The organism is Caballeronia sp. LZ028 (assembly GCF_031451415.1).
Taxonomy (GTDB): domain Bacteria; phylum Pseudomonadota; class Gammaproteobacteria; order Burkholderiales; family Burkholderiaceae; genus Caballeronia; species Caballeronia zhejiangensis.
In genome coordinates this window covers 1-398 of record NZ_JARUXN010000007.1, presented here as the reverse complement: position 1 = coordinate 398, position 398 = coordinate 1, and the positions used below count along the sequence as shown (strand labels likewise).

Sequence of the window (398 nt, the reverse complement as noted above, 5' to 3'; positions counted from 1 at the left end):
CCGAAGGGAACGGTTGAACTGGTGGCAGGAAATCAGGTGCTATTGCAGGACGCGGCTGGCGGCCAACAGGTTTTCGTGCAGGCGGGAAGCGGCGGCACGGTGATAAACGCGGGCACGATCGAGGCGGCGCAAGCCAGCTTGCAAGCCGCCGATGGCAACGTGTATGCGCTCGCCGGCAACAGCGCTGCGATTCGCGTGACCGGCACTGCGACCCGCGATGGTCACGTGTGGCTCGTCGCCGACAAGGGCGAAGTTCATGCGGACGGCACGATTATCGCGACGAATGCGAACGGTCGCGGCGGCGCCGTCGACACGCGCGCATCGACGCTCGATATCGGCAACGCGACCGTGCTTGCAGGCCATTGGACGTTGAGCGCACCGATTTTCACGGTCGACAC

At 64.8% G+C, this 398-nt stretch carries 1 pseudogene; it reads left to right on the top strand.

The window, feature by feature from the left end:
* Window positions 1–398: pseudogene (locus tag QCE58_RS30950) on the top strand (filamentous hemagglutinin); the annotation flags it as partial.